This window comes from Mucilaginibacter sp. P2_A4 (assembly GCF_056405015.1).
This window is the reverse complement of the sequence record NZ_JBFUCX010000011.1, coordinates 184617-205546: the sequence shown is the minus strand read 5'-3', so window position 1 is coordinate 205546 and position 20930 is coordinate 184617. Positions and strand designations below refer to the sequence as shown.

Genomic DNA, 20930 nt, shown 5'->3' with positions numbered 1-20930 from the left:
GGTTAAATAGATTGTACTACCCAAAAATAGCGGTTCTTTATCGCCATCACAAACAAATGCCTCAAAATTGCAATTAGCCGATAATTGGGCAACATGCTGATTAAATTATATGTTTATTTTTGAAATTATTTTAAATCCTGATCCCGCATAAATGTTTGATACTTTTTTACAATACGTAGCAGATTACTCATCATTAAAATTATCTGATGAAGAAATTGAAGTGATAAAGAAATCCTTCAAGCTCAAAAAACTGCGTAAAAGACAATACCTTTTGCAGGAAGGCGATATGAGTAAATATATCTCATTTGTAACTAAAGGAGCTTTAAGGCAATATACGGTTGACGATAAGGGTCATGAGCATATTGTGCGTTTTGGTATAGAGCGCTGGTGGATGGGCGATTATGAAGGCTTCACGATGAAAACCCCCAGCCGCTATAATATTGATGCCATTGATGATTCGGAACTGTTACAAATATCATATGAGCAGCTGGAGGATCTGAAAAAGAAAGTCCCAGCTATTGAAGCCATGGTAAAAAAAATAGACCAGCGTAGTTACGTTTCACAACAAAGAAGAATTCATTCCTCTATTAGCAATACCGCCGAGGACCGTTATATAGACCTCCTGAATACCTATCCCGATTTTTTGCAGCGCTTCCCTCAAAATATGATCGCATCATACCTGGGCATATCGCCAGAAACCTTGAGCAGGATACGGAAGCAGATGGCGGGTAAGTAATTTATTTTTACTTTTAGGCCATGGATAATGCTACCGTCCCAAACAGATCGAAATTAAGATTTGCCTGCGGAGTTTTCTTCTTTATTTCGGGCTTTGGATATTCGTCCTGGGCATCACGCATACCATCTATACAACAACAGCTTCATTTAAACGAGGCGCAGTTAGGAGCGGTTTTGTTTGCCTTGCCAATAGGCTTGATGCTTACTATACCCATAACCGCGAAAATGCTCAAGCACTTTAGCAGCAAAAGTATTATGCTTATTGGCGCTATCGCTTTCAATTTATTATTATGTGTACCCGGCTTTACTACCTACGTATGGCAATTGGTTATACTGCTTTTTTTCTTTGGCTCGGCACGTAATATATATAACCTATCAACAAACTCCCAGGCAGTAAGTGTGCAGGCGTTTTACGATAAATCTATCATGGTAACCTTTCATGGCATCTGGAGTATTGCCGGTTTTGCCGGTGCCGCCGTTGGATACGTCATGGTATCTTATAATGTGGGCGCATCCTGGCATTTGCTATTAGTTGGGATAGCAATGCTTATTACAACAGCTATTTTTTACCCGCACATCTATTATGAAAAACCAGTTGTTACATCAGCCTCATCTGGCTTTAAATTACCTGATAAACATCTTATAAAATTTGCATTGATATGTTTTGCCTCCATGGCCTGCGAAAATACGATGTATGATTGGAGCGGCATTTATTTTCAAAAGGTGGTTCATCCTTCTAAATCAGCAGCAACAGCGGCATTTGTTGTTTATATGGTATCCATGACCATTGGCAGGTTCACCGGCGATAGACTGGTGGCCTCAATAGGGATAAAAAAAGTACTTACACTTAATGGTATCCTGGTAACCTCAGGGCTGTTGTTTTGCATTATTTTACCCTATGCCTACACCACCTATATGGGTTATGCCATGGTAGGGCTGGGGGTATCATGTATTGTGCCATTGGTATTCAGTATGGCCGGTAAATCACAAAATATGAATACCAGTCAGGCACTCGCAGCTGTTTCAACTGTAGGTTATCTGGGGTTCCTGATCATACCGCCGGCAGTAGGCTTTATAGCACAGGCAGCCGGCCTGCGCTGGGCATTTGGCATAGTGGCTGGTTTCGGCGCATTGATTATTGTGATGGTATCTCAACTTAAAGAAAACGCGTAAAATAGGTAGATCACCTCGCGTCTTTGTGCGAAAGCGTCATACCTACATTGGTATAGCGTTCTTCGTCGACAAGAAACTCCAATTACTCTTGATAAATATCAACGTTTTTTTTTGCCTTTTGTCATTTGGCAGCATTTAGCGTTGCCCCATCTTTGTTATGTAAATAATACACAACAAAATGAAAAAGATAGTTTTAATAACAGGAACAAGCACAGGGTTTGGTAAGTTAATGACTCAAACCTTAGCTAAAGAGGGGCATACTGTAATAGCCGCCATGCGTGGTACAACAGGTAAAAATGAAGCCGCCGCCAAAGAGCTGGCCGCATTACCTAATGTAGATGTTGTAGAGCTGGATGTAACCAGTGATGAATCTGTAAAAAGTGCTTTCGCTCAGTCTCTAGCCAAACATGGCAGGATTGATGTATTGGTGAACAATGCAGGCATAACAGGTTATGGCTTAGCCGAAGCATATACCATTGACCAGGTAAAGAAAATGTTTGAGGTTAATTTTTACGGAGTTTTGCGTACCTACGATGCAGTGCTTCCTTCCATGCGTGCAAACAAAAATGGCCTTATCATTAATATTTCTACTGGCGCCAGCGGCTTTACACTGCCATTTATGGTACCCTACATGGCTTCCAAATTCGCGATGGAATCATTAACAGAAGGCTTTAATCATGAACTGAAGGCTTATGGAATAGAGAATGTATCTATACAAAGCGGTGTTTACCCAACCGAAATGAACAACGGCAGCAAAACAGGTTTGAACGCCGATAAGGAAGATATCATTGCCGCCTATGGACAAGGCGCTGTAAACACCTTCAACGCGATGGGTGGTGCTTTATTTGGCAAGATGGCTGATTACAAAATGGATCCGCAAACCATTGCTGATGGCGTACTCGATTTGATTAACCTTGATAAAGGCGAACGCCCCTTACGTTACCCACTGGATGCTATTGCACAGGGCGCAGATCATGAATTTGTAAAATCACGTGCCGAAATCAAAGATAAATGGGCAAAGAATTACGGATTTACTTTATAAGTAATACCTTGGCAGCATCAAAAACACAAACGTGTGTCTCTTCAATTTATTTGTAGAGACACACGTTTGCATTTCATATCACATTAAGAACCTTTAATTTATCTGTTATGGAATTGTCTCTTCATATTATCCTGCAAAAGCCGCCTGCCAATGTTGACTTTGGTTTGCAAAAAGGATCAGGCAGCAAATATGAAACTGTGCAAACACAGCGATCAAATTCAACAGACCTGCATTTTTATTTAACAATTGTGGTTAAAGGCGACAGGCAAAAAGATAGTTTACCCAAATTTAGCAGCCCATTTATACAAGGCCCATACCCAAACAACTTTATATATTTAGATATTGGAAGATTAGCCGGGCAGATTGGCTCCTGGGAAAGAAGACTTAAAATTCCACTAAACGGCGTCACCTGGGAAATTATTGATCAGCTTAAAACAGAATCAAATTTAATTTTGCAGACCAAAGTTCCGGGAACAGCAAAAGATGGAACGCCCAATTGTGCAACGGTTAAACCTTTTGACGGCTGGAAAATAACCTCAACATCACCAATAAATTAAAAACACATATACCCTCAATGGAAACTCAACAGGAAACAACAACAGCGCTATTCATAAAAATGGCGATATCAAACTGGGAATTACAAAATACACGTTTAAATGCGCTGTTAAATAAACTGACAGATGATCAACTTTCTGCCCAAACCGCTCCCGGCCGCAACAGTGGTATATATCTACTGGGACATTTGGCTGCGGTAAGCGATGGTTTATTTACCTTTCTGGAACTTGGCGACCGGCTTTACCCGCAATTGGATGAGATCTTCCTGAAAAATTCAGATACATCGGGGCTCGAAAAGCCGTCAATTGCCGATATTAAAGAATACTGGAACCATGTAAATACTACGCTCAAGCAAAAATTTGATGCCATGCAACCCGAGGAATGGTTTACAAAACACAGCGCTGTATCTGCCGAAGATTTTGCAAAGGAACCACATAGGAATAAGCTAAATATTTTGATCAACAGAACTATTCACCAGGGATATCATATGGGGCAACTAACTTATTTGGTGAAGAAGGACTAAAAGGTATGCGCATTCTAAAAAGGCCTGTCACCTTGAGCTTGTCGAAAGGTCGAGCGCAGAAGCCTTTGCCCACATGCTTCGACAAGCTCAGCAGGACAGCCTTTTTTTAAACATCACTATATTTTACAACCACCTATCAAAAGTTGTAGAATGTCAGATTTACGAAGTTTTGAAAACTTCGTAAATCTTTCGCTATCTCTCAGCTTCCCCCTCTAAATCCGTTGCTTTTATAGCCTACAATACGGGTTTTTATTAGAATTAACATAGTTTATCTCAATTCTCCATGCTAATTCCATAAATTCTTCCCCATCCTGACATTTAGATGATCTCAATTTTACAAAGCGATGGTACTATGGATCAATAAACAGTCATATATTTGCTTAACGCTGTTAAATAATTTATCACGTAAACAAAATGGCCAGTAAAGAACGTATTCAACGCTTAAAAGACGAAACCAGGATCAACATTCTGGATGCCGCTCTCCACATTGTAAAAGAGGAGGGATGGCAAGCCTTAAGTATGCGCAAAATTGCTGATGTGATTGAATATACAGCGCCCATCATATATGAGTACTTTGCCAACAAGGAGGCTATCCTGTTAGAGCTTGCCCGTAAGGGTTATCTTATTTTGGCTAAAGACCTTAGAACAGCCCACGAACAACACAACTTGCCAGAAAAACAACTGGAAGCTATGTGGTTGGCCTATTGGAATTTTGCCTTTGCAAACAAAGAGCTTTACCAGATCATGTTTGGTATAACTACCAATTGCTCATGCGAGGAAGTAAATAAACTCGAAGAATCGGTAATGCCATGGGACCTGTTTACAGATGTCATCGGAAAAGTAATGCACATCGAAGATCCCGCATCTGATGTAATCTGTACTAAGTATTATACTTTTTGGTCTGTTGTACATGGTTTGGTTTCTATCAACTTATTGAGCCGCGGGTCATCAGACGCTATCAATCGCCAGGTATTAATGGATGCTATTACAGGTATCATCAGATCAATAAAACCTGAGTAATTTTTTAACATAAAAATAACGGTGTTAAGTTATTTAACAGTGTTAAGTAACTTTAAATTAAAAACAAATTAATAATAGTAACACCATGGATTTCAACTTCTACATACAATTAATCAACAGTGTTAAATTACCTGTCATAACCATATCAAATACCGCTGCTAACCGCCGTTAGCGCTGTTAATTTTACTTATGTGGTTATTATTTCAATGAATTACACACATAATAACAATTAAAACAATCAACTCTACATATATCTACCGGCCGCGAGGCCACAAATCAACACTCTATCCATCACTTTAAATTAATCATCATGAAAAGTATCACTTTAGCGCTTTTAGCACTTACATTATATGGTTGCTCTCCCAAGCCGCAAACGCAGCAGGCACCGCCTCCACCATCATTACCTGTAGCAAGTATAGCATCAGGCACACAAACTACTTTCCAGGAATATCCTGCATCAATTGAGGGTACTGTAAACGTAGAAGTTAGGCCACAGGTAAGTGGCGCATTAGATAAAGTATTTGTTGACGAAGGTGCTTTTGTAGGTGCCGGTCAACCTATATTTAAAATAAATGATCAGCCTTACCGCGCAGCATTAAACAACGCCCTTGCAAGCTTACATGCCGCCCAGGCAGCTGAAGGCAATGCACAACTGGAAGTAGATAAACTAACTCCATTGGTTGAAAACAAGGTAGTTTCTGATTACCAGTTAAAAACAGCCAAGGCAGCTTTCCAGGTTGCAAAAGCTAACATCGAATCGGCTAAGGCAAATGTATCAACCGCGCAAATCAACTTAGGTTATACCTTAATTAAAGCACCAGTAAGCGGTTACATAGGTCGTTTGCTTAAAAAACAAGGAAGTTTAGTTACTCCGCAGGATGTTGAAGCATTAACCCAGTTATCAGATGTACACGACGTGCATGTTTACTTCTCTTTAGGCGAAAAAGATTTCGTAGCCTTTAAAGAACAATATCCCGGTGAAACTTTGAAAGACAAGCTGAAACATTTACCATCAGTATCATTATTATTAGCCGACGGCAGCGAATACGCTAAACAAGGTAAAATAGATGTGATTGACGGACAGTTTGATAAAAACACAGGTGCCATCACCATCAGGGCAAACTTTGCCAATCCGGATGGTTTGTTACGTGCCGGTAACACCGGTAAAGTACGCCTGAGCTTGCAACATACCGATGCCCTGATCGTACCAGAATCGGCTACGGTTGAAATGCAGGATAAAGTGTTTGTTTTTGCCCTTGCAGATAGCAACAAGGTGAAAAAAGTACCTATCGGCATTGTTGGCAAAAGCGGCGAAAACTACCTGGTTAAAGATGGTCTTAAAGCTGGCGATCAAATTGTGTTAAGCGGCATGGACCACTTAGTAGAAGGTATGGTAATAGCGCCTCAAAAAGCTACTGATAAAGTTGCCGCTTTAAAATAAGAGTCAAGAGTTAAAAATCAAAAGTCAGGAAAGCTGCGAAAATCGCGCAGTGAGTTTACTACTCCTTTGGTTTAGCGCTCTGTAAGAAACAAAATTAAGATAGAAACGGGTTAGGACTGGAATATAGATGATAGACAGGTTTTCTGTCTTGATTCTTGACTCTTGATTCCTGACTCCAATATCAAATTAAAAAAGAAAAAGCCATGTTTCAAAAATTCATAGAAAGACCGGTACTTTCCACAGTGATCTCCATATTATTGGTGATAGTTGGTGTACTTGGTTTAACAAAATTGCCCTTAGAGCGATTCCCGAATATCGCCCCTCCGGCGGTATTGGTATCTGCTGTTTACCCGGGCGCTAATGCCGAAACTATTTTACGTTCTGTTACGCCTTCGTTAGAAGAAGCGATTAACGGTGTGGAAAATATGACCTATATGACCTCCACTGCCAGTAACGATGGTACATTGGGTATCACAGTTTACTTTAAACAAGGTACTGACCCGGATCAGGCGGCTGTAAACGTTCAAAATCGTGTTTCACAAGCTACAAGCCAGTTACCTGCCGAAGTTGTACAATATGGTATAACTACTACCAAGCAACAAAACAGCTTCATAGGCGCTATGGCTATCTACTCAGAGGATCCCAAAAAATACGATCAAACGTTTGTGGCCAACTATGCACAGATCAACATTGTGCCCGAAATGAAACGTATTCCGGGTGTAGGTTCGGCCAGTATATTTGGTGGTGTTAAGGATTACTCAATGCGCGTTTGGCTTAATCCCGGTCAAATGGCAGCTTATAAAGTTACGCCTGCCGAAGTGATGGCAGCTATACAGGACAAGAACCTGGAAGCCGCCCCCGGTAAATTTGGCGAACGCAGTAACGAGGCATTTGAATATGTAATTAAATATAAAGGTAAACTTACCAAACCAGAAGAATATCAGAATATTGCCATCCGCGCCAATGCAGATGGTTCTGTATTGCATTTAAAAGATGTAGCACGTGTTGAACTGGGCGCCTATTCTTATAACAGCGTAAGTAACCTGAACGGACACGACGGTATTATTATAGGTATCATACAGCTGTCTGGTTCAAATGCCAACGAAATTCAGATCGGGATTGATAAGCTGATGCTGAAGTTATCAAAGGATTTTCCTGCCGGCATTAAATACAACCAGTTCTATCGTACCAAAACCGACCTCGATGAGTCAATTAACCAGGTTGAGCATACATTAATAGAGGCTTTTATACTGGTGTTTATAGTAGTATTTATATTCCTGCAGGATTTCAGGTCTACCTTGATCCCGGCCATAGCGGTTCCTGTCGCCATCATCGGTACTTTCTTCTTCATGAATCTCTTTGGCTTCTCTGTTAACCTGTTAACCCTGTTTGCATTGGTGTTGGCCATAGGTATTGTGGTGGATGATGCCATTGTGGTGGTAGAGGCGGTGCATGCCAAAATGGAACATGACCCCAGCCTAACCCCCAAAGCGGCAACTACTGAGGCTATGCGCGAAATTACCGGCGCCATTATATCTATTACGCTGGTTATGGCAGCGGTATTTTTACCGGTAAGCTTCATGGTAGGTTCAACAGGTATATTTTATCGTCAGTTTGCTTTAACCATGGCTATAGCCATCATTATATCTGCTGTTAACGCTTTAACATTAAGCCCCGCGCTTGCCGCTTTGTTCTTAAAGAACAAACATAGTGCTGATGGGCATAATGAACCTAAAAAGGGTTTTGTAGAAAAATTTTATGCAGGCTTTAATGGTGGTTTTAATTATATGACCAGCAAATACCTTGTGGGTTTAAAGTTCCTGATCCGTAAAAAATGGTTTAGCATAGGCGGCCTTGTATTGGTTGTGGCATTTACATTTTACCTGGTAAATAAAACAAAAACAGGATTTATTCCTACCGAGGATCAGGGTTTTGTGGCTATAGCTGTTAATACACCATCCGGAACTTCGTTAAGCGGTACTAATAAAGTTTTTAAACAGGCCGAAGACCAGCTGAAAACTTTACCATCAGCAAGGTTTGTTACCGCGTTATCTGGTTTTAACTTTTTAACACAATCCAGCAGTCCATCAGCCGGGGTAATTTTCCTGTTGTTAAAACCTAACGAGCAAAGGGGCGCAGTTAAAAACATTGATGATATACAGAATATTGTAAGAGGGAAATTAGGTGGTATACCGGGTGGTACCTTCTTCGTGTTCAGTTTTCCAACCGTTCCAGGATTTAGTAACGTAGAGGCGCTTGATGTGGTGCTACAGGATAAAACCAACGGCAAACTGGATAAATTTAGCGGCGTTGCCAATAACTTTATAGGAAAGCTGATGGCGAAACCAGCTATCGCTTATGCCTTTACTTCTTATAAAGCAGATTATCCACAGTTACAGTTAGAAGTTGACGATGAAAAGGCCAGCCAGTTGGGTGTAAATGTTAAAGACATTTTGCAAACAATGCAGGCGTACTTTGGTACCGCACAGGCATCAGATTTTAACCGCTTTGGTAAATACTACCGGGTGGTTGTTCAGGCCGATATTGCTGACAGGACAGATCCATCTGCCATTGACAGGGTGTTTGTTAAAAATAAAACAGGTGAAAACGTACCTATCAATACACTGGTGAAACTAACCCGTGTGTATGGTTCAGAAACGGCGTCACGTTATAACCTGTTTAACTCTATCGAGATCAATGCTATTCCTAAACCGGGTTATAGTTCCGGTGATGCCATCAAGGCCATCCAGGAAACAGCGCAGGAGCAATTGCCATCGGGTTTTGGCTACGAGTTCTCTGGCCAAACCCGCGAAGAAATTTCTTCTGGTGGTCAGTCGGCTGTTATATTTATGCTTTGTTTGATATTTGTATATTTCTTATTATCAGCACAGTATGAAAGTTACATATTGCCACTGGCGGTAATCTTTTCAATCCCAACAGGTATTTTAGGTGTGTTTGTGGTATTAGGTTTAACCGGTATCGAAAACAACATTTACGTACAGGTGGCTTTGATCATGCTCATCGGTTTGCTGGCCAAAAATGCCATCCTTATTGTGGAGTTTGCGGTACAGCGACGCAAAGCCGGGCATGGTTTGGTTGAATCGGCAATTGAAGCAGCAAAACTAAGGATACGCCCGATCATTATGACATCACTGGCGTTCGTATTCGGTTTGTTCCCAATGAGTATCGCTACAGGCCCATCAGCGCAAGGTAACCACTCTATTAGTATAGGTGCTGCCGGCGGGATGGTATCAGGAGTACTGTTAGGTTTATTCATAATCCCGGTATTGTTCGTGGTATTCCAGGGCTTGCAGGAAAAAATTAGCGGTGCGCCATTGGCAGTATTAAACAGTGGAGGTTCATCTGCCCATAAAAATGGCCATGCCATTGAAGCGGAAGAATTGGAACTGCAAAAAAATTAAGAATAGAATCAAGAGTTAAGAATCAAGAGTCAGGATAGAAAAGTAAAAGTTACAGAATAATAGGATTGAAGATTGTCTTCTGTCTTGATTCTTAACTCTTGATTCTTTACTCTTTCAAAGCAATAAACAAATGAAACGATATATAACTCCATTAGCTTTTGTATTACTTATGGCCTTTTTAAGCGCCTGTAAAGTATCAAAAGATGTGGAAACACCCAAACCCGAGCTACCTGTAAATTTTAGAAATAGTGTAGCAACAACCACTGCCGATACCAGCAGTAATGCCGACATACAGTGGAAGAGCTTTTTTACCGATGTCACCCTGCAAAAACTGATAGACAGCGCTATCGCTAAGAACTATGATATGCAGATTGCCGTTAAAAACATCGACGCCGCACAGCAGTTGTTTAAACAGGTAAAATGGAACTATGTGCCAGAAGTTGCCTTAAATGTTACTGCAAGTACAAGCCGGCCAAGCGATAACAGTTTAACCGGTTTAAGTATCAGTCAGTATAATATCGGCACCAAACATGTTGAGGATTACTCAGCAAATCTGGCACTTTCATGGGAGGCTGATATCTGGGGTAAGATCCGTAATCAAAGCCGCCAGGCGCTGGCCCAATACCTGCAAACCACTGAGGCTAAAAAGGCAATTCAAACCAATATTGTTGCCGGCGTATCACAGGGATATTACAACCTGCTGATGCTGGATGCTCAATTGGATATTGCCAAAAAGAATGTAAAGCTTAATGATAGTACCTTAAGGATCATTCGTTTACAGTATGATGCCGGACAGGTTACTTTATTAGCAGTACAACAGGCCGAGGCACAACAACAAGCTGCGGCCCAACTGGTGCCACAGTTTGAAAGGAACGTAGCGGTACAGGAAAATGCTTTGAGCGTTTTAGCAGGAAGACTGCCAGACAGCATCGAACGTAATGGTACTTTAAATGATGTGAAGTTCCCTGAAACTTTAACAGCAGGTGTACCAACAGCCATCATTAGCCGCAGGCCCGATGTGAGGAGCCAGGAACTGGCCCTTACCATTGCCAATGCCAAGGTGGGTATTACCAAATCAGAAATGTATCCTGCATTAAGGATTACTGCAAGTGGAGGAGTTAACTCCTTTAAAGCCAGCAATTGGTTTAACATACCAGCTGCCTTATTTGGTATTGTTGCAGGGAGCGTTGTCACTCCTTTGTTGGAGCACAAGCAATTGAGCACCCAATACCAGGTTGCCAAAATCGATCGTGAAAAAACAGTTCTTCAGTTCAGACAGTCGGTATTGAATGCAGTTGGTGAGGTGTCAGATGCGCTGGTTAAAATTGATAAATTAAAACAGGAGCGTGCTATAGCTGCAAACCGTGTAAAAACGCTGCAACAAGCTACCAGTAATGCCAGTATGCTGTTTAAAAATGGTTTAGCTAATTACCTTGAGGTAATTACAGCGCAAGGCAATGTATTACAAGGCGAATTGGCGCTTGCCTCTATAAAAAGAGATGAATTGACCGCTACTGCCGATCTTTACCGTTCATTAGGTGGAGGCTGGAAATAAGCAGAAGACAAGTAATTGGTGAGGCGAAGAGTTAATTTAATCATCCAATTGCGGTAAAATCTTAATAATATAAAAAAGGCCAGCCGATTGTGATTGATCACAATCGGCTGGCCTTTTTTACTGGAGTGTATATGATGAACGTTTTGTGAAATTAAAATTACCCGATGCATTGGTTATTTGAAAATTGCTTAGATTTATCAGGTAGATCAAAAAAACTATTTGATCAGAATTTTTAACCTATCCAGTATGCAACAGAACGGGGTGCTTGAAAAAGCAGGTAGCAAACAAACCATCACTATTGATAAGCGCACAAATCTTTCAAGAGCTGAATTCATACGTGAGTATGTTGATAAATCTCTACCCGTTGTACTAACCGATGCTGCCAAAAACTGGCCCGCCATGGGCAAGCATACGCCTGAGTTTTATAAACAAAACTATAGCCATATCGTCAAAACAATTGATGGTGTCACCTATACCATTGCCGAGGCTATTGACCGCATACTGGTTTCAACTGCAGAAAACAGGGCGCCATACCCTTTCAATTTTGATATAAAAAAAGTATTTCCTGAGCTGATGCCTGATTTTTTACCACAGCTTGTTTATGGAAAAAGCGATAGGATCAACAGTAAACTAATGCCTCAGCAAATGCTTGCAGGTACTACTGTTCATGAGCTTTTTTTGGGAGGCAAGGGGGCAAGCTTCCCATACCTGCACTATGACGCGCTATTTATGCATACGCAGATAACGCAGTTGTTTGGTTCAAAAATGTTTTTCATGTACCCGCCATCGCAAACGCCTAATATGTATCCTTATCCGGATAATCCAAAGTTTTCCCAAATCAACTTCCTCAATCCCGACTATGAAAAGTTTCCTTTATATAAAGAAGTTGAGCCAATAATAGTTCATCTTTTGCAAGGTGAAACTTTGTTTTTTCCATCGGGCTGGTGGCATACAACCAGGATCACCGAGCCAAGTATTACCTACGGCCGTGCCCAGTTAAATACCTATAACTGGAACAATTTTATCAATGATCGTTATGTAAACTGGAAAAAGAAGATCTCCTTTCTGGCTGCGCCAGTGTTGGCTTACGGAGCAATTGTTGGGGCAATCATGAACACCTTCGAATTATAAGATTCAACATTTATTACAAATAAATTACCCGGATCTATCATAAAATCCCTATCATAGCGTATCCTCAATAGTTTGAACTTGTTTTTTAATGAAATTTAAATTTTTAGCAGCGCTTCTTTTATTCTCTGGTTATTTAAAAGCACAAAACTTAAATATAATCCCCCAGCCGCGGTCGGTAGTAAACAGCACAGGGCAAATCAGTATTAATAACCGTTCTGCCATTGGTGCAAGTGATACTTCGTTAACCACTTTGGCTGTTTACTTTCAAAAGGAATTATTTAAAATAAAAGGTTTATCGCTTGATATAAATAATGAGGACTCCCGAAGTGTGATTAAGCTTATTTTAACCAATACTAATCAAACTATTGGGGCATATTCGCTTAAAATCACGCCTGATCGTACAACCATATCCGCCTCAAATAAGGAAGGCATTTTTTATGGATTGATATCATTGTTACAGATCATCAAAAACCAGCCAAAAGAAGGAGAGAACATTACTCTTGCATCAACGGATGTAAAAGTCGCCAGCGGATTCCAAACCATTACCCTTGCGTCTGCCGAAATTACAGATGCGCCGCGATACCAATGGCGGGGTTTGATGCTGGATGAATCAAGACATTTTTTTGGTAAAGAAAAAGTAAAGCATCTATTGGATTGGATGGCTTATTACAAACTGAATAAATTTCACTGGCACCTTACAGATGTACAAGGCTGGCGCATCGAGATTAAGAAATATCCAAAGCTCTCTGCTGTGGGTGCAATTGGTAACTACAGTGATACCTCCGCCGAAGCTAAATTTTACACCCAAAACGATATCAAAGAGATTGTTGCTTACGCTGCACAGCGTTTTATAACGGTAATTCCTGAAATTGATATGCCGGGTCATGCCACCGCGGCAAACAGGGCTTATCCGGAATACTCTGGTGGAAGTGTTTCGGGCTATCCCAACTTCACTTTTAACCCGGCAAAAGAAGAAACTTACCAGTATTTAGCCAACATTATAAAAGAAACAAATGCGCTTTTCCCGTCTAAAATGATGCATTTGGGTGGCGACGAGGTTGTTTTAGGCATTAAAGCATGGTCGTTGGATACGGCTATAGCCAGGATGATGCAAACAAAAAACTTTGCAGACGTAGGCGAACTGGAACGTTACTTTTTTAAGCGGATGACGGATACCGTTACCAACCTGGGCAGTAAAATACTGGCGTGGGACGAAGCTACCCAAACTGATCTTCCGGCAGGCAAAACCATCATTTTTTGGTGGCGCCAAAATTTGCCGGGCCAATTAACTCTGGCGATGCAAAAAAACTACCAGGTTGTACTATGCCCGCGTTTACCACTTTACTTTGATTTTATGCAGGATGGCGACCATATTGCCGGCAGAAAATGGAACGGTGTTTTTAACCGCGTAACAGACGTATATAATTTCCCCGACAAGCAATTATCAGCAGATCAGCTTACATCAAGCCAGATTATTGGTGTGCAGGCTAATATCTGGACGGAAAAGATTGCATCAGAAAAACGTTTGGATTTTATGCTTTTCCCGAGAATTGCCGGTTTAGCCGAGGCTGGCTGGACAGCGCCTGAACTTAAGAATGAAGCAGCATTTAACGAAAGATTAAAAACTGATTTAAAGAACTGGGACAAGGACAATATTTACTACTTTAATCCATTTGATCCTTTAGCTCACCCTGAAGCTGTTGATTTTGCGCCAACCGTCAAAAAAACGTATGTAACCGGGAAGCGTGGTCACAATCACAGTTCAAAAAAATTGCATTCAAAAGCTGCTAAGAAACACACCAGTTCCACTAAAACTCATAAAACTTCGTCAAAAACGACAAAAAGTAAAGCGCATAAAAAAAGGAAATAGCCTGTGGGTTATTTCCTTTTTAGATAAAGTATAATCTACCTACCTGTAAGTTGAAAGGTGGGTTGTTTTAATGCTCAATACAAATGATTTTCCTACGCTTATTTTAACGTTTTTATCCAGTAACATGGCTTTAACTGCGTCATCACCTTTAATGGCTTCAAAAAGATCGCGCGCTACTGCCGAACCGCTGATGTTATTGGTAACTTTGCCATTCTCCATATTGATATTGAAGGTATAACCTGATTTTCCGCGATCTCCCGCAGATTCAAAATCTGTGATGTTCAGTTTAAATTGCTGATCTTCATTTAGGCTTTTCTTCAAATGCAAACGGATAACGGGCATGTACCTTTTCCAGGTAGTTAAATACTTTCTTTCTTCCATGATATTCTTATCTATATAAAAAATAAAAGCCCCTGTAGGTATTCGTTTACAGAGGCTTTAAAGGATCTTTAAGAACCGGGGAACACTATCTCCTGATCTTATATTATTTGTGTGATTTTGTTGTTTTGAAACTAAGGTAATGAGGGACAGCTACTCCCGGAATAATATTACCGCATAACAATTCAAAGCTACCTAAATAAAAGTGTACTATGGTAATTTATATTTCCATATAGTTAAACCCAATAAAACATTGTTAATCAATTATTTATACATGATAACATATTTTGTAGTAATAATGTAGGGGCAAGCACCGCCGATTTTAAACGCGCTTTTGTTCATGCTGATACTTAATATTGGTAATTTGCAATTGTAAATAACAGGAAATCAATTAATCCTGCAATACTAAAAAAACCTAAAATCCCATGAGATATATCCTGAGTTATTTGATGCTCTTACTCCCGTGTATTTGCAAAGCATCACCTATAATTTATGTGAACCAGGTAGCTTTTGATTCGCGGGGGGCAAAAATGGCGGTTGTTGGTAACGACGCCAGGCTTAGTGGCTCAACCATATTTACACTAACCAACCAGGAAGGAAAAATTACTTTTACGGGTGCACTTAAAGGCCCGTTACAAATTACCCAGTGGGCAAAAGGAACTTTTTTTTACCAGGCCGATTTTTCATCGGTAAGTAAATCGGGCAGATATAAGATAAACATCAGTGTAAACGGCAAACGATACGTGTCTGATGAGTTTAATATTAGCCCAAATGCACTCACTATTACTACTATGCCATCAATCATTAACTATTACAACCGGCAAAGGGCTAATACCCCAACAGAGCTTGAGGCTGATAAACATCTGTTGTTATACGGTAGTGATAAAACGGTTGATATGCATGGTGGCTGGTGTGATGCCTCGGGCGATGTGAGTAAGTATTTTTCGCACCTGGCATATGCCAATTATATGTCGCCACAGCAAATCCCGCTGGTTACCTGGTCAATGATTAACGCTGTGCAAACAATTCCTGCCACATTGAACAAGCTCAGTATATATGATAAAACGGTTGACGAAGCGCTGTATGGAGCAGACTACCTTATGCGGGCCTTATCAACGGACGATTATTTTTATATGATTGTTTTTAGCTATTTTAATAAAGATCCAAAAGCACGTAGGGTAGTGGGGTTGAAAGCAAACAGTGTTACCACCAATGAATATCAATGCGCGTTTCGCGAAGGTGGAGGTATGGCTATAGCTGCACTTGCCCGAATCTCTCAGCTAAAAAAAGATAGAGATTTTAAATCTGAAGATTATCTTGCTGCTGCCAAACGCGCCTTTGCACACCTGCTAGTCCATAACACCGAATATGATGACGATGGTAAGGAGAATATCATTGATGATTACTGCGCCTTGATGGCCGCTACCGAACTTTGGATAGCTTCCGACAGTTCATACTACCAAACCGAAGCCCGAAAGCGTGCTGAAAGCCTTGAAAAGAGAATGAGTCCGGCGGGATACTTTTATGCAAATGATAGTGGCCGCCCGTATTGGCACGCATCTGATGCCGGTATGCCGGTTGTTGCTTTAAGTCGGTATTTAAGCAAAGAGAAAGATGCCGCTAACAGAACCACCGCGTTAAACACTATAAAAAAAGCATTGGATTATAACCTGCGGGTAACTGCCGAAACAAGCAATCCATTTGGCTATGCAAGACAGACTTTCCGTTTGAAAGATAAAATTCAGAATGGCTTCTTTATTCCGCATGAAAACGAGACCGGTTGGTGGTGGCAGGGCGAAAATGCTCGCCTGGCATCATTGGCCACAGCGGCTATTATAGGAGGCCGTTTGGTTTATCCTGAAAAAGGTGGTTGGGGTGTTAAAACAGACCTTGCAGCTTATGCCTCAAATCAACTATCATGGATACTTGGTTGCAATCCATATTCCATGTGTTTTATGTACCAGTTTGGTAAAAACAATGTGCCTTACATGAGCTCAAACTTTGGTCATGGTTCTGGTAAAGGGGGAATATCAAATGGTATTACCGGCGCAAAGGAAAATGCTGATGGCAGCGGCATTGATTACAAAACCGAAGACAATGGCAATGAATGGCGCTGGACAGAACAATGGCTGCCTCACGCGGCCTGGTTTTTACAAGCAATTACAGCTATGGCCGACGAAAAATAAGCGTAACAACTTCATAAGTTTTATCGGATTTACCTATATTAGGGCATGAGGTTGTAAAACAACGGAATTAATCGCCCCGGAGTTTTACCTAAACAGCCCTCAACCAATCATTATGTTTAATATTCAGGCAATTACAACTAATACAGTTGTAGCTAAAAATTTAATTTATGATGATTGCGGTATTGATGATCCTTATATTTTTATGCGTATTGATAGTACCATTGCGCGGCCCTTCAAAAAACACTAACACCAAACTCACCAGGCCAACAAACTTGTCTAAATATATGGTTAACAAAGATGGCTGGCTTGAAAAGATGAATGAACATAAAGAGCAAGAACGATAATTTTTTTTGCTGATGGTTTATAAATGATTGAAATTTGGACCATGCCCAATAAACTTATTTCGTTTCTATCTTTATTTAAGCATCTATCAGCAGATGATCAGGAGCTTATTACAAACACATTTGAAGCCAGAACATTTGATGAGGGCGATTACCTTTTTAAAGGTGACAGGGTCTGTCAGCAGTTATTTTTTATTGTTGAAGGGGTATTGCGTATTATGGTCAGAAATGAAAAAGGGAATGAGGTTACCCATTATTTTTTAAAGGAAAATCAGTTTTGCACTATATTGAAAAGTTTTATTAACCAGGTACCTGCTCATGAAAGTATCCAGGCGGCTTGTAAAGCAACAGTATTGGTTGTTACTCATACCAACCTGATGGCTCTGTACCTTCGGGTGCCATATTTAAAAAGCCTGATAGATGAAATAATACAGCAGGCCCTGGTTGAAAAGATCAATGTAAGAAATATCTATTTGGGACAGGATTCAACTACCCGTTACAAGCTTTTTATGATGAGGCAGGCTGATATTGCACTGCGTGTTCCGCTGAATGATATTGCTTCTTATTTAGGTATTACGCCGCAATCCCTTAGCCGTATCAGGAAAAATATTCGCTGATATTAACTACTTTGAAGGGGTAACGGCCATCATGCGGTGATACTCATATTTGGCAAAACTGGTAACTGGGTCGCCTGCTATTATGTTTTTTAACTGCTCCTCGTCATCAACGGCAAAGATCCCCAGGCCATAAACTCCTGCAGGATCCATTACCGGCCCAAATACAAGTATGATGCCCTTATCCATAAAATCCCGGTTGTAGGCAATATGTTGTTGCATAATGGCGCGCTCACTATCTGTCATATCATTCGGAAAAGTGGGGCGGGGCGATAATAATTTAACTGCAAAATGTAATTTTTCCATGTTTTTGATTTATTGAACAAGATAGTGATAAAGGTAAATTTATTTATGCTTGCGCAAATACTCATAAAATAAGACATTTGCCCATAGCATGAATAAAAATAGCCTATCAGAAATAACTTTTCAAGCAGCAACGTCAATTGAGCATTTTGAGCAGATAGTTCAGTTACAAAATCAAAACTTGTACAAAAGTCTGAGCACCGAGCAGCAGGAACAACAAGGCTTCGTATTTGCCGAGCATACCGTACCCTTATTACAAGTAATGGCAGCTCAAATACCACAAATTATAGCGTTATATAAAAACAAAGTAATAGGTTATAACCTGGCGATGACAGCCGCCATGGAAAATGAATTGCCAAGCCTTGCACCCATGTTTAGGGAGTTTCATAAAAGCCAGTACCTGGGCAAACCTTTAATAGATTACAAATTTTTTGTAGGCGGTCAGGTTTGTGTAGATAAAGATTTCCGTGGCCTGGGTTTATTAAGTAAACTTTATAACGCAACTGCTAATGAGGTGGAGGAAGATTATGAACTTTGCATAACAGAAGTGGCTGTAAGAAACACCAAATCATTAAAGATTCACCAAAAAATGGGGTTTGAGGTTGTGAGTACGCATAACGACGGATTAGAAGACTGGAATGTGGTTGTGTGGGATATAAAAAATAAAGCATGATAAATTGATAAATCATATCAACGCTGTTTATACCAATTCCCTTTCCCGCTTCATAGCTTCGGCCATTTTTATGCCTTGCTTGCGTACCTGTGCACTGCGCACATAACGTTTATCGGCGCCTAAATTGGGTTTGGTGATGAAATCATAAAACATCCTCGTCCACGAGTGGGTTGAATCCAGGTGCTGATAAAACTCTTTGGTGATCTTGTAATACTTTGGTAAATGCCGGCCGGGAATATTCATGATATCGTGATGCTCGTTATGGTAACCTACATTAAAGCATACCAGGTTTAGCCATCCGTAATAGGAGTTAGTTTCCTGTCCTTCCTGAAAAATAAAGTGTTCATGAATAAAATGCCCTGCCGCGGGATGAAGGCTGAATCCCCATAAGGTTGAGAGGAATAGGTAAATGATGGCTATCTTCCCAAGAAATACCCAGATTATTATGTCGGTAATAATTAATGTGATGATATTAGCCCATTCCCATCGGGTAGGTTTAGTATCAAATCCCCGCACTAAAAAAAGAAAGAAAATATAAAAAAACAACCAAAAAAACTTCCTGATGCCCGATTTGCCTACCATTTTAACTTCCCAGTGGCTGGGGAAGTCGTTATCTATCTCCTCGATGCCTAAATGGGAGTGGTGTTTCATATGATGGGTTCTGAAAGCGATAGCTCCAGGTACCAAAACCGGGATATTAGCAAATATGGCAAGCGCTTTATTCTGGGCAGGTGTTTTAAGCATCAGGTTATGGGCCATTTCATGTACGGCCATTGCCGACCAATGGTTCATAGTACCACCAACCACATACGATAACAGGATTATTTGCCACCAGTAGCCACTAAATGAGGGAAACCACACGCTTACACCCCAGGCAAAACAAAGTTGCCCGGCTACAATAAAAAATGTAAGCACAGCCGCCCAGGGATCATATCCCATCAACTGTCTTACTTCGGGATATTTCTTTAATACTTCTATCCGCCGCAAAAAATGAATATCAGGTGTTTGAATGTTTTCAAAAGGGGAGTTACTTTTCATAACGATATGTTTTAGGCTATGCTAAATAACATAAATTCTTCAACCCAATCCGCAGTGCTGGTACTCAATTTAACCACGTATAAATACTTAATTACCCATATCAATAACACGGTTTTAACCGTAATTACTGCAAAAACTTTTAAGGCGCATTAAATGGATAAATACTTATCACAACAATTTTCCGTTCTAATTCACAGCAAAGAATAACGACATCTACCAAAAAAATGTCACGATATTCCTTTATTTATAGATACGTTATAGCAGTTTAGGCTGAATAACGATTATTTTTTTATGTTTACCAAAAAAATCAATCTTAGTTATGAGAGTTTTAAAAACCCTTTTATTTCCTGTACTTATTGCATTAGTTGCGCTGATTTTTCCTGCTTGTAAAGCCAAGAAATTAGCCGAAAAACCAGCACCGGTTGAAACCGAAAAAATGTATGCCCCGGCTCCAAAACCAACACCGCCGCCTGCACCGGCTCCTGCGCAAACACCGCCGCCGCCACCTGCAAAGCCAAACTATAATTTCAGCAATATTCAGTTTGAATTTAACTCAGCTGTTTTAAAAACAGCTTCATACCAGGCATTAGATCGGGCTGTGGCAGAAATGAAGAAAGATGCAACAGTAAAATTTGTATTAAATGGTAATTCATCTGCCGAAGGCACAGATCAGCGTAATATGGAACTATCTGTTGAAAGAGCCAACTCAGTTAAAACATACCTTGTAAACAGCGGCATAAGTGCCGATAATTTAAGTGTTAAAGGTTATGGCGAAAGCAAACCAGTTGCCGATAACTCAACCGAAGAGGGAAGAGTTTTAAACAGACGCGTAGAGATAAAGCTTAATTAATAAGTTTAAAACACTTATCATAAAATAAAGCACCGGCAGTTTAAAACCGGTGCTTTATAGTTTATAACAGGCAACCATTA

General features: G+C 40.4%; 19 protein-coding genes. 16 read left to right on the top strand and 3 right to left on the bottom strand.

Annotated features, from left to right (window positions below):
• The first annotated feature begins 151 nt into the window (after positions 1-151).
• The 11 genes from AC1DYB_RS20470 (at position 152) to AC1DYB_RS20420 (ending at position 14467) form a co-directional block, all read left to right on the top strand.
• Positions 152-736, top strand: a complete 585-nt coding sequence (locus AC1DYB_RS20470; protein WP_295718694.1) for a Crp/Fnr family transcriptional regulator — start codon at positions 152-154, stop codon at positions 734-736.
• A 20-nt stretch (positions 737-756) separates the two neighbouring features.
• A complete protein-coding gene (locus AC1DYB_RS20465; RefSeq protein WP_477437564.1) occupies positions 757-1908 on the top strand; it encodes an MFS transporter in 1152 nt (383 codons plus the stop codon).
• A 178-nt stretch (positions 1909-2086) separates the two neighbouring features.
• On the top strand, positions 2087-2950 hold the full coding sequence (locus AC1DYB_RS20460; RefSeq protein WP_477437562.1) for an SDR family oxidoreductase: 864 nt from the start codon (positions 2087-2089) through the stop codon (positions 2948-2950).
• Between the two features lie 107 nt (positions 2951-3057).
• Positions 3058-3507 carry a DUF5990 family protein gene (locus tag AC1DYB_RS20455; RefSeq protein WP_477437560.1) on the top strand — a complete coding sequence of 150 codons (450 nt, stop codon included), beginning with the start codon at positions 3058-3060 and terminating at the stop codon, positions 3505-3507.
• A 17-nt stretch (positions 3508-3524) separates the two neighbouring features.
• On the top strand, positions 3525-4028 hold the full coding sequence (locus AC1DYB_RS20450) for a DinB family protein (protein ID WP_477437558.1): 504 nt from the start codon (positions 3525-3527) through the stop codon (positions 4026-4028).
• 414 nt (positions 4029-4442) lie between these two features.
• A complete protein-coding gene (locus AC1DYB_RS20445; RefSeq protein WP_295718687.1) occupies positions 4443-5048 on the top strand; it encodes a TetR/AcrR family transcriptional regulator in 606 nt (201 codons plus the stop codon).
• Between the two features lie 310 nt (positions 5049-5358).
• Entirely contained in the window at positions 5359-6489 is a 1131-nt protein-coding gene (locus AC1DYB_RS20440; RefSeq protein WP_477437556.1) for an efflux RND transporter periplasmic adaptor subunit, read from the top strand.
• A gap of 203 nt (positions 6490-6692) precedes the next feature.
• On the top strand, positions 6693-9911 hold the full coding sequence (locus AC1DYB_RS20435; RefSeq protein WP_295718684.1) for an efflux RND transporter permease subunit: 3219 nt from the start codon (positions 6693-6695) through the stop codon (positions 9909-9911).
• Positions 9912-10041: 130 nt separating this feature from the next.
• A complete protein-coding gene (locus AC1DYB_RS20430; RefSeq protein ID WP_477437553.1) occupies positions 10042-11466 on the top strand; it encodes an efflux transporter outer membrane subunit in 1425 nt (474 codons plus the stop codon).
• Positions 11467-11712: 246 nt separating this feature from the next.
• Positions 11713-12597 (top strand): cupin-like domain-containing protein, encoded by an 885-nt coding sequence (locus tag AC1DYB_RS20425; protein ID WP_477437551.1) that lies wholly within the window; start codon positions 11713-11715, stop codon positions 12595-12597.
• An 88-nt stretch (positions 12598-12685) separates the two neighbouring features.
• Positions 12686-14467: a beta-N-acetylhexosaminidase gene (locus AC1DYB_RS20420; RefSeq protein WP_477437549.1), complete on the top strand. Its 1782-nt coding sequence runs from the start codon at positions 12686-12688 to the stop codon at positions 14465-14467.
• Positions 14468-14506: 39 nt separating this feature from the next.
• On the opposite strand, the gene AC1DYB_RS20415 is transcribed toward AC1DYB_RS20420, so the two are convergent.
• Positions 14507-14848 carry a hypothetical protein gene (locus AC1DYB_RS20415; RefSeq protein WP_295718674.1) on the bottom strand — a complete coding sequence of 114 codons (342 nt, stop codon included), beginning with the start codon at positions 14846-14848 and terminating at the stop codon, positions 14507-14509.
• A 422-nt stretch (positions 14849-15270) separates the two neighbouring features.
• Here AC1DYB_RS20415 and AC1DYB_RS20410 point away from each other — a divergent pair, with 422 nt between their 5' ends.
• The 3 genes from AC1DYB_RS20410 to AC1DYB_RS20400 all read left to right on the top strand — a co-directional run bounded on the left by AC1DYB_RS20410 (position 15271) and on the right by AC1DYB_RS20400 (position 17989).
• Positions 15271-17031, top strand: a complete 1761-nt coding sequence (locus AC1DYB_RS20410) for a glycoside hydrolase family 9 protein (RefSeq protein ID WP_477437547.1) — start codon at positions 15271-15273, stop codon at positions 17029-17031.
• A 167-nt stretch (positions 17032-17198) separates the two neighbouring features.
• Positions 17199-17375 carry a hypothetical protein gene (locus AC1DYB_RS20405; RefSeq protein WP_477437545.1) on the top strand — a complete coding sequence of 59 codons (177 nt, stop codon included), beginning with the start codon at positions 17199-17201 and terminating at the stop codon, positions 17373-17375.
• Positions 17376-17398: 23 nt separating this feature from the next.
• The gene (locus AC1DYB_RS20400) at positions 17399-17989 is read left to right on the top strand and encodes a Crp/Fnr family transcriptional regulator (protein ID WP_477437543.1); all 591 of its coding nucleotides are present in this window, start codon (positions 17399-17401) and stop codon (positions 17987-17989) included.
• Positions 17990-17995: 6 nt separating this feature from the next.
• Here the strand turns inward: AC1DYB_RS20400 and AC1DYB_RS20395 are convergent, their stop codons facing one another.
• Positions 17996-18292 (bottom strand): YciI family protein, encoded by a 297-nt coding sequence (locus AC1DYB_RS20395; RefSeq protein ID WP_477437541.1) that lies wholly within the window; start codon positions 18290-18292, stop codon positions 17996-17998.
• Between the two features lie 88 nt (positions 18293-18380).
• On the opposite strand from AC1DYB_RS20395, the gene AC1DYB_RS20390 reads away from it, so the two are divergent.
• Positions 18381-18962 carry an N-acetyltransferase family protein gene (locus AC1DYB_RS20390; protein WP_477437539.1) on the top strand — a complete coding sequence of 194 codons (582 nt, stop codon included), beginning with the start codon at positions 18381-18383 and terminating at the stop codon, positions 18960-18962.
• A gap of 27 nt (positions 18963-18989) precedes the next feature.
• Here the strand turns inward: AC1DYB_RS20390 and AC1DYB_RS20385 are convergent, their stop codons facing one another.
• Complete coding sequence (locus AC1DYB_RS20385; RefSeq protein WP_477437537.1) at positions 18990-20000, bottom strand: fatty acid desaturase; 1011 nt, start codon at positions 19998-20000, stop codon at positions 18990-18992.
• 319 nt (positions 20001-20319) lie between these two features.
• On the opposite strand from AC1DYB_RS20385, the gene AC1DYB_RS20380 reads away from it, so the two are divergent.
• On the top strand, positions 20320-20850 hold the full coding sequence (locus AC1DYB_RS20380) for an OmpA family protein (RefSeq protein WP_477437535.1): 531 nt from the start codon (positions 20320-20322) through the stop codon (positions 20848-20850).
• The last annotated feature ends 80 nt before the right edge of the window (positions 20851-20930 follow it).